12 protein-coding genes are annotated in these 7528 nt (G+C 61.1%); 4 read left to right on the forward strand and 8 right to left on the reverse strand.

The window, feature by feature from the left end; all coding sequences use genetic code 11:
- Nucleotides 1-241: 241 nt before the first annotated feature.
- From EWH12_RS21075 to EWH12_RS21085, 3 genes are all read left to right on the forward strand, one after another.
- Nucleotides 242-514 (forward strand): CopG family ribbon-helix-helix protein, encoded by a 273-nt coding sequence (locus EWH12_RS21075; protein ID WP_129927733.1) that lies wholly within the window; start codon nucleotides 242-244, stop codon nucleotides 512-514.
- The gene (locus tag EWH12_RS21080; RefSeq protein ID WP_129927734.1) at nucleotides 502-795 is read left to right on the forward strand and encodes a type II toxin-antitoxin system RelE/ParE family toxin; all 294 of its coding nucleotides are present in this window, start codon (nucleotides 502-504) and stop codon (nucleotides 793-795) included. The genes EWH12_RS21075 and EWH12_RS21080 overlap by 13 nt, the downstream gene beginning before the upstream one ends.
- Nucleotides 796-1447: 652 nt before the next feature.
- Nucleotides 1448-2215 carry a metallophosphoesterase gene (locus EWH12_RS21085; RefSeq protein WP_129927735.1) on the forward strand — a complete coding sequence of 256 codons (768 nt, stop codon included), beginning with the start codon at nucleotides 1448-1450 and terminating at the stop codon, nucleotides 2213-2215.
- A gap of 938 nt (nucleotides 2216-3153) precedes the next feature.
- Here EWH12_RS21085 and EWH12_RS21090 read toward each other — a convergent pair.
- From EWH12_RS21090 to EWH12_RS21125, 8 genes are all read right to left on the reverse strand, one after another.
- A complete protein-coding gene (locus EWH12_RS21090; protein WP_231635603.1) occupies nucleotides 3154-3864 on the reverse strand; it encodes a replication protein A in 711 nt (236 codons plus the stop codon).
- Between the two features lie 357 nt (nucleotides 3865-4221).
- Complete coding sequence (locus EWH12_RS21095; RefSeq protein WP_231635604.1) at nucleotides 4222-4473, reverse strand: ribbon-helix-helix domain-containing protein; 252 nt, start codon at nucleotides 4471-4473, stop codon at nucleotides 4222-4224.
- A gap of 53 nt (nucleotides 4474-4526) precedes the next feature.
- On the reverse strand, nucleotides 4527-4793 hold the full coding sequence (locus EWH12_RS21100; RefSeq protein ID WP_054435622.1) for a ribbon-helix-helix domain-containing protein: 267 nt from the start codon (nucleotides 4791-4793) through the stop codon (nucleotides 4527-4529).
- Entirely contained in the window at nucleotides 4790-5473 is a 684-nt protein-coding gene (parA, locus tag EWH12_RS21105; RefSeq protein ID WP_054435623.1) for a ParA family partition ATPase, read from the reverse strand. The genes EWH12_RS21100 and parA overlap by 4 nt, the downstream gene beginning before the upstream one ends.
- 188 nt (nucleotides 5474-5661) lie before the next feature.
- Nucleotides 5662-5901 (reverse strand): hypothetical protein, encoded by a 240-nt coding sequence (locus EWH12_RS21110; protein WP_054435624.1) that lies wholly within the window; start codon nucleotides 5899-5901, stop codon nucleotides 5662-5664.
- Between the two features lie 26 nt (nucleotides 5902-5927).
- Complete coding sequence (locus tag EWH12_RS21115; protein ID WP_054435625.1) at nucleotides 5928-6266, reverse strand: helix-turn-helix domain-containing protein; 339 nt, start codon at nucleotides 6264-6266, stop codon at nucleotides 5928-5930.
- Nucleotides 6263-6613, reverse strand: a complete 351-nt coding sequence (locus tag EWH12_RS21120; RefSeq protein ID WP_054435626.1) for a type II toxin-antitoxin system RelE/ParE family toxin — start codon at nucleotides 6611-6613, stop codon at nucleotides 6263-6265. Before EWH12_RS21120 ends, EWH12_RS21115 begins: the two co-directional genes overlap by 4 nt.
- 130 nt (nucleotides 6614-6743) lie before the next feature.
- Entirely contained in the window at nucleotides 6744-7343 is a 600-nt protein-coding gene (locus tag EWH12_RS21125) for a recombinase family protein (RefSeq protein WP_054435627.1), read from the reverse strand.
- On the opposite strand from EWH12_RS21125, the gene EWH12_RS22545 reads away from it, so the two are divergent.
- The coding region (locus EWH12_RS22545) for a hypothetical protein (RefSeq protein WP_207212464.1) at nucleotides 7342-7528 on the forward strand (187 nt) is incomplete at its 3' end. The genes EWH12_RS21125 and EWH12_RS22545 overlap by 2 nt on opposite strands.

The following is a 7528-nucleotide window of genomic DNA, read 5'->3' on the forward strand; positions in this document are numbered from 1 at the left end:
AGCGCATCCTGAGGATCAACGGCCTGAACGCGATCACTGACGACGTGGTGGAAGCTGCACGCAGCACCCTCGTGATCGGTGTCACTTAGCGCTGACAGAACGGTGCCAATCAGCGCTGATATCTACACTAAATCAACATCTTTACGGACAATATTGGCGCGGCCGTTAGACGATCATTTGACGGACAGGGCCGGAAGGGCTAAGTTATCACTAGGTATTACCAAGTGATAGGAGAACAGCAATGGCAACATCGCTCAAGATTGAAGAGGCGCTGAAGGGCCGCGTCCAACACCTCGCCAGTCAGCGCCGCCGCTCGCCGCACTGGATCATGCTCGAAGCCATCCAGCAATACGTCGAACGGGAGGAAGCCCGCGAGAGCTTCAAACAGGAAGCCTTAGCTTCCTGGGCGGCCTATCAGGAAACCGGACGGCACTTGACCGGCCAGGAAGTGCGCACCTGGTTGAACACCTGGGGCACCGAAGACGAAAAGGCGATGCCTGAGTGCCACACGTAATCGTCACCGAAGGCGCGGCGGATGGTTTGGAACGATGTCGGCAGTTCCTGGTCGCCAAGGCCCCGGAAGCCGCCAGGCGGGCCGGCCAGGCCATTGAGCGGCACTTCCTGCTGCTGGAAACGGCCCCAGACATTGGCCGACCGCTCCCTGACATGCCGGAGTTGCGCGAGCTGGTGATTACCTACGGGGATTCCGGCTATGTGGCCTTGTACCGCCACGAACCGGCGGCCGATGCGGTCTATGTCATGGCATTCCGTCACCAGAAAGAGGCGGGCTACTGATGAGCATGAACGAATTCCGCCGATTGGTGCGGAATATCACGTGAGTTGACCATGAATTCTCACCAAATATAACCAGCAAATATCAGGCGCCTGACCAACTTGGCATAGTTACAATGAAATTATCATCAGGCAACTGCCGGCCAGGAGCGGTCTGTCACCCTTCGCCGGAGGTTGTCATTCAGAGGGCCGCTTAAATCTGAAAGCTGCCGGATGGCCTACGGAAGTACCTCGGCCTGAACGGCCGTTGAAGTTGGTTGATATCAATGTCCGGTGTCGCGCAGGTTGCCGCCATTGAACTGCAAGCCACGTGAATGTCAGCTTCCATTTTCAATGAATGAGTGCTCGGTGCACATTCCGGCCATCCAGGTTTCTCCAGACCGGCCGCTCAGCCAAAACTCCGGTTCTGTGATTTGATTGCTACAAAGCGGCCGGTGGTAACCACACCCTGCCGGCCAGGAGCGGACCCAGGACAACTTTGCTCGAAGCAGCCGTTAGCGCGAAAGACCAGCACGATGACAATCGGTTGCGAGGCAGGCACCCGGCCAGCTTATGCCGCAATGGTGCAGCTCACTTCACGCTGGGCGCATTAGGCTGGAAAACAATGTGTCCACCGTAAATTCCAAAGCCGTTATTATGTGAAACGGAGGTAACAATGAAATTCCACATCCTTTCGGATCTACACCTGAGTGTGCACGACATGCCACCGCCACAAACCGACGCGGATGTGGTCATTCTTGCAGGCGATATTGCTCGCCCGGTAGAGGCTATCGCATGGATTCTGGCACTGGGCAAACCTGCTGTATACGTCCCGGGCAACCACGAGTTCTACGGCTCCAGCTTCCAGGCCACGGTACAAGAACTGCAGCGGCTGGCAGAAGGTACAAACATCCATGTGCTAGACAACCAAGTACTGGAGTGGCATGGCGTTCGTTTTGTGGGTAGCACGCTGTGGACGGACTTTCTCGCCGCAGGCACTGGAGCCGAACAAACTAGCGCCATAGCGCAATCGCTGGCGTTCAACCGAGACTTTAGTCGTATCTACAACGATGAGCCGCCCGACAGACGGCTATTCACACCACAAGACTCAGCCGCGCTGTTTGCGCGCAATGCCAGCTGGTTAGACTCAGTGCTACGCCAGCCCTTTGGCGGCTCAACGGTGGTAGTCACGCACCACGCTCCTTCGTTGCGCAGTGTCCCCGCCCGTTTTGCTGGCTCCGCTCTCAACGTCAACTTCGTCTCTGACGCCGAATACCTAGTGGGTCACGAACGCGCCTGCCTGTGGGTGCACGGCCACTTACACGACAGCTCAAACTACGAAATCAATGGCACGCGGGTGCTGTGCAACCCCAGGGGCTACGCAAAGGACGGGCTGAACGAAAATCAGTCATTCGATCCGCTGCTGACTGTTGAAATCATATAGGCCAAGAATACGTCAGCTTGCGTTGTTGCGAGGAAAGCCACGCAGCAAAGGTTCGCCCAACTCAAGCGTTGAAGGTCTGCTTTTCCAAAACGCCAAGGACCGCTTCGGGCACGGAGTACGCATTCGACAGAAGGAAATGCTGCCGTTGGTGATCATTCAAGGTTGAACGGCTGGAAAGCGGCGGTTTGCTGCCCGTTTGAGCGCCTCAGGCCAATGGCCGTTTTGGCCGAGGTCCTGTCAGTGAGCATCTTGCCGGAATGGCTGCTGTCCTCAGTTACCCGTCTTTGAACGCTCCGAGGGGCGACCGGCCGTTTTGGGCACCCAGCTGCCGGACAGCCTGAAACCTTGAATGGCAGCAAACTGGCGTAAAGCTGGGATACGTGAACGAGGCTTTCGGCCGCCTAGCCGAGCGCCTCAAGCAGCTTGCCGGTTGATCGCCGGAATTTTCGGCGGTTCCGGCTTCTCGCGGCGCTTTGTACATAGGACTCCTGACCGTTCCCGGTCAGAAGTCCGCTGCACGCATGTGAATGTGACGCGCCCATTACGTCCGTTTCGGCTTACTTCCCCGTTACAGCCAATTCCAAAGGCTTAACGTACTTTAATTTCCCTTTCGTCAAACGTCCCCTACTATGCCGATCGCGAGTTCGCCGGGCGGTTCGATCCGGCATGATCGATCGCGGCTAAGTCGCTGGGCTGCAAACTAACGGGTCGATTTAAGCCCCGCTGGTGAGCTTGGGCGCAACCAGCGCGGGACAACATGTCGAAAGCCCCTTCCCTGCCCTCACCGCGCTCCTGACGGTCGCTACGGCACGTTCCGGTCGCGACCTCGCCCACTTTCTTCCCGCCAAGCCTGCGGCCGGTAGGCCGCCCGGTGACGCCGAAGGCGGCACGAAACGAACTACGCATTGGCCGTTAGGCCAATTCCGCATTGTATATTTCTAACTCTGGCTGGATTCATTCTGCCTCTCTGAATCACGTTCCTGGTCCATGATTGCTCGCCCGATCCGGGCAAGGATCGCGGCTAGGCCGGGATCGTCGATGAGCTGGCCCGGCTGCTCATCGAGCGGTAGCCTGGCAATCATCACCCTGCCCTCCTCGGCCGCTGCCTGCCGCCGATCGCTGTCGTCTTCTGGCGGTGGAGGCGTCATGCCACGCTCGACCTGCGGCGGGAGCATCAAGCGGTAGGCGTTCGAGGTCTGTTTGACCTGGGGGCCGCGCATTCCTGCGTTGCCGGTCGGCACATAGCGACGCAACCAGTCGAGGAAGCCATGCGCCTTGAGCCGCTTGAGCGCATCCACCACGGCCGCGATCGAGCGGCCGATGCGAAGCGCCAGCGTCGCGATGGCCGGATCGAGTCGGCCTGTCTTGTAGTCGATCAGGCGAAGCAACTCGCGCAACACCTCAAGCCCGACATGGCCGATCGCGCCATTCTCGCGGTTGTTGCGCTCGCGCCGGTGGGCAAGCCGTTTCAACCGGTCATATTTCTCGGCCGCCTGCATGAAGCGAGCGACGTTCTTGGGACTGAACGGTTGCCAGAACCGCCCTTCCCGGCCCTCCTCGGTGCGGCTGTAGCGGTGGACCCGCTGGCCGGTCTGACGGCCGGGCCGCCTACCCTTCGCCCCTCCAAGGGCCTCGAACACAGTTTGCATGGAACCTCCCGTCGTTCGGTCGGCCCGGCTGCTGGCGGCAATCCTTCATGGACAAAGCTCTCCCGTTCTCGAAAACAGCGTTTTCGAGTTGACTTCGCGTCCGATCTGCGGGAGGCTGTTCCTGCTACAGAACGCGGGCCTCCGCCCATCAGACTTTCCGAGAGCCCGGCCGCCAAGCCGGGCTTTCGTCGTTTTGGCCCTAGCGGTGCCACCCGCTACGATCGCCACGGCGAATCGGCGAACGTGTCCGCCGACACCAAAGCCTGTCAGATTCCTATGTCTTTGGGAAGTGCGCTCTATAATGCTGGCGCAATAGGTCAGGTGTTCACGTGTTCACACATTCACACGTGAACCTGTTCACTTCTCGATGGGCTGATTGTATTTCTGGAGAATGTCGAGGACGGCCTCGGTCAACATCGCCTCGATCGTGCTGTCTTCCTTGACGGCGAGGATCGCGAACGCTCGGGCAACCGCCGGATCGAAACGACCGGCGATCGACTTCTTGCCGATGCGATTGCGCTGGCGACGTGGCGCTTCGATCGGCAGCATCGGTTCTTCAACCTCTGCGGGCGTGCCGGTCGATTTCCTGGCGTTCGTCGATCTTGCCACCCCCAAAGCTCCTAATCTTGTGTTCACACGTTCACATATTCACACGTGGACAGTTATCGCTCGCCAAACGGATGCTTGCCGTGCTGGCGCATGAGCAGGTCGATGGCTTCGCCAAGGAGCGCCTGCAACGTCGTTCCCTGCTCGGCCGCCAGCATGTTCAGACCGCGACTGACCTCGGGGCTGAAATAGGCGCTCACGGCCTTCTTGCCCTGCCGGGTCTGCGCGCGGGTGGCGGGCGTCGCCGTCGCCTGGTCGGGGCTGTCGCCGATCGCGCCAGCCTTCTCCACCCGCTGCTGCTTCATCGCGCCAAATTTGCTCATGCCGCGCCCCGCTTCTTGTTCATCCGTGAACGTGTGGACACGTTCACCTGTCCACTTGTCCACGCCCATAGCGCGGCGACCTCCTCGGCCGCTTTACCTTCGGGTTCCAGCTCGATCGCGGTTTTCCCCTGCGCCGTGCTGTGATGATAGATCGCCCGCTGGGTGAGCATGACGGGCGCAACGTCTACGCCCATGCCGGCGACGCCATCGCTGCCCTCGATCAGCTCGCGGGCATCCCGGTAGGTTGTCGGCGCGCGCTGGGGGCCGCCCATGAACAGCACGAACGCGGGCTTGCCGCTCGCCTGCACAAGCTCGGCCGTCATCTCGACGGCTTTGAGGTCGAAGGCTTGCGGACGACACGGAATCAACACCAGGTCTGCGACCTTGCAGGCCTCCCGCGCCATGATGTCGGCATGGGGCGGGGTGTCGATCACCACCAAGTCGGCCCCGAGTTCGGCCGCTTGTTGGAGCTTGCGGGGCAAAAGGGGAGGGGAGGCGCAATCGACCACCTCAAGGTCCGACGATCCGCGCCACTCGCTCCAGTGGCTTGCCGTCGCCTGCGGGTCGGTATCGAGAATCAACACGGCAAGCCCCGCGCCCGCCCCGGCCGCGGCTAGGTGGATTGCCAGTGTCGTCTTACCCGCGCCGCCCTTCTGACTGATGACGGTGATGACCTTCATGTGAACCCCTGAACACGTGAACGTGTGGACTTGTGAACACGTTCACGTGTGGACGTTCCATGCGTCTAGGTCAAGGCGGCGATCCGCTGCGCGGATCCTCGCCCCCGCCAGCCGATCGGAACCCGGCGGGCCAAGACCGCTTGAGCGGCGGTGCCGCGCAGCGGCAGGCACCCCATGTCCTGCTGCTATCAGCGACCTAAACGAGTTTCGTCGTCGAGGGCGTCAAGGAGTTCCTGCGGATCGGTGAAGCCGACGCGGTGCGCCTTCATTGTAACGCGCGCCGACTCCATCGCCGCGCGCGTCTCGGCGTTCGGCATTTCGGATCGAACGGCGTCCTCGTCGATCGCCTTGGTCTGTGAGTCGGCAAGAAAGCCTTCCTGCTCAAGGAAGCTGTCGAGGGTTGGCCCTCGGTGTTTGTTGTCAGCCATCTTCAATCTCTCTCGGTGCGTGCCGATCAGGCCGGATGAAGGTGAAACCCCGCCTGACCGTCCACCTTACGCGGCAATACCGATACCGACACCTGCACGTCGCGATTGAGCCGGTCGAGAATCGTCATCAACCGGTCGATGGTAAAGCCCTTGAGCTTGGCCTGGCGGATGCGCGAAAAATCGGCGGCAGCGACGCCGGTGATCTTCTCGGCCGCCCGCACCGTCAGATTGTCGGTCGCCAGCGTCTTGCTGATCTCGCCCGCCAGAATGGCGCGAAGCTGGCGCTGTTCGGGTTCCTTCATGCCAAGGTCGGCATAGACGTTGCCAGTGCCTCGGATCAGCTCGAAGTCGTCATCGTCGGTCATTGCAGCGCCTCCTTCAGACGCTTGATGCGCTCGCGCACCAAGTCGATTTCCTGCTTCGGGGTGGCGATCCCGCTCTTGGACTTCTTCTGGAAGGCGTGAACCACCCAAATGTCGTCGTCGAGCTGGAGGGCGTAGATCACCCGGAAGGCTTCTCCCCGTTCCTTGATCGCCAGTTCCCATATGCCCGAACCCAACCCGGTCATGGGCTTGGCGATTTCCGGCGTGTCGCCCTCGGCGATCACCGTGAGAGCGTCGGTCGCCTGGTCCTGCGCGTCCTCGGGAAAGCGGCCGAACTCTTTGAGCGCGCCCTTGATCCACGAAATGTTGCGCAGGGCTTTTCGATGCATTGGCTCAAATGTAGTTGTATCTCACAACGCGGTCAAGAGATAAGCGTTGCTCGGCCCAAGGGTCGGGTGGGTAGGATAAAGACGCGGACGTCGAAACGACGACCTCCATCAAGCCGGGCAGGGCAGGGGGCTACACTCCCGCCAATCGCGCCCGATGTTCGCGCAATACGCGCTGCACGGTCGATCGCGACACGCGGAACAGGTTGGCGAGCTGGGCGGGGGAGCCTTGGCCGGATTCGGCCTTGGCGATGATATCGGCACGCTGGGGGCCGGTGAGGCTCGGCCGACGTCCAAGGTGCCGCCCCGCCTGGCGCGCATGATGCAGCCCGTTCATGGTCCGCTCGCGGATCATGGCGCGCTCGAACTCGGCGAACGCGCCCAGGGTCTGCGTCATCAAGCGCCCTGCCGCCGTGGTGGTATCGACGGCCTCGGTCAGCGATCGGAACCCCGCGCCTGCCTCGGTGATCTTCTCCAGCGTGAACAGGAGGTCGCGAAGCGAGCGCGATAGCCGGTCCAGCTTCCACACCACGAATACGTCGCCGGGCTGCAACGCGCCGATCGCGCGCGCCAGCTCGGGCCGATCGGACCGGCCGCCCGATGCCTCCTCGCGGTAGATCGGATCGCATCCCGAATCGGTCAGCGCGCGAAGCTGCGGGTCGAGGTCTTGCGAGTCGCCGCGCGACACGCGGGCGTAGCCGATCAGCCTGCGACCATTTGGCACGGTTTCCATGCTGTCATTGTGGCACGGGTTTATGACACCTGCAAACCCTTGGAAAAGCTGGGGTGGCGTGTGGATGTCAGAGCTAATTGGCATGGTTCTGTCAGCGGTAAATGTCATCACGGCCAAGCTATTGCGACTGCCCTTCCGAAAGGCCCTCGCCGAACACCCATTCGGCGAACAGCGGACGCAAGTCC

Origin of the sequence: Sphingobium cupriresistens (assembly GCF_004152865.1) — a bacterium.
GTDB classification, from domain to species: Bacteria; Pseudomonadota; Alphaproteobacteria; order Sphingomonadales; family Sphingomonadaceae; genus Sphingobium; species Sphingobium cupriresistens.

What these genes read in the sequence shown, in the direction of transcription:
- EWH12_RS21110 (WP_054435624.1), bottom strand. Translation starts at nt 5,901, where the DNA reads ATGGCTGACAACAAACACCGAGGGCCAACCCTCGACAGCTTCCTTGAG.
- EWH12_RS21115 (WP_054435625.1), bottom strand. Translation starts at nt 6,266, where the DNA reads ATGACCGACGATGACGACTTCGAGCTGATCCGAGGCACTGGCAACGTC.
- EWH12_RS21090 (WP_231635603.1), bottom strand. Translation starts at nt 3,864, where the DNA reads ATGCAAACTGTGTTCGAGGCCCTTGGAGGGGCGAAGGGTAGGCGGCCC.
- EWH12_RS21100 (WP_054435622.1), bottom strand. Translation starts at nt 4,793, where the DNA reads ATGAGCAAATTTGGCGCGATGAAGCAGCAGCGGGTGGAGAAGGCTGGC.
- EWH12_RS21075 (WP_129927733.1), top strand. Translation starts at nt 242, where the DNA reads ATGGCAACATCGCTCAAGATTGAAGAGGCGCTGAAGGGCCGCGTCCAA.
- EWH12_RS21085 (WP_129927735.1), top strand. Translation starts at nt 1,448, where the DNA reads ATGAAATTCCACATCCTTTCGGATCTACACCTGAGTGTGCACGACATG.
- EWH12_RS21120 (WP_054435626.1), bottom strand. Translation starts at nt 6,613, where the DNA reads ATGCATCGAAAAGCCCTGCGCAACATTTCGTGGATCAAGGGCGCGCTC.
- EWH12_RS21125 (WP_054435627.1), bottom strand. Translation starts at nt 7,343, where the DNA reads ATGGAAACCGTGCCAAATGGTCGCAGGCTGATCGGCTACGCCCGCGTG.
- parA (WP_054435623.1), bottom strand. Translation starts at nt 5,473, where the DNA reads ATGAAGGTCATCACCGTCATCAGTCAGAAGGGCGGCGCGGGTAAGACG.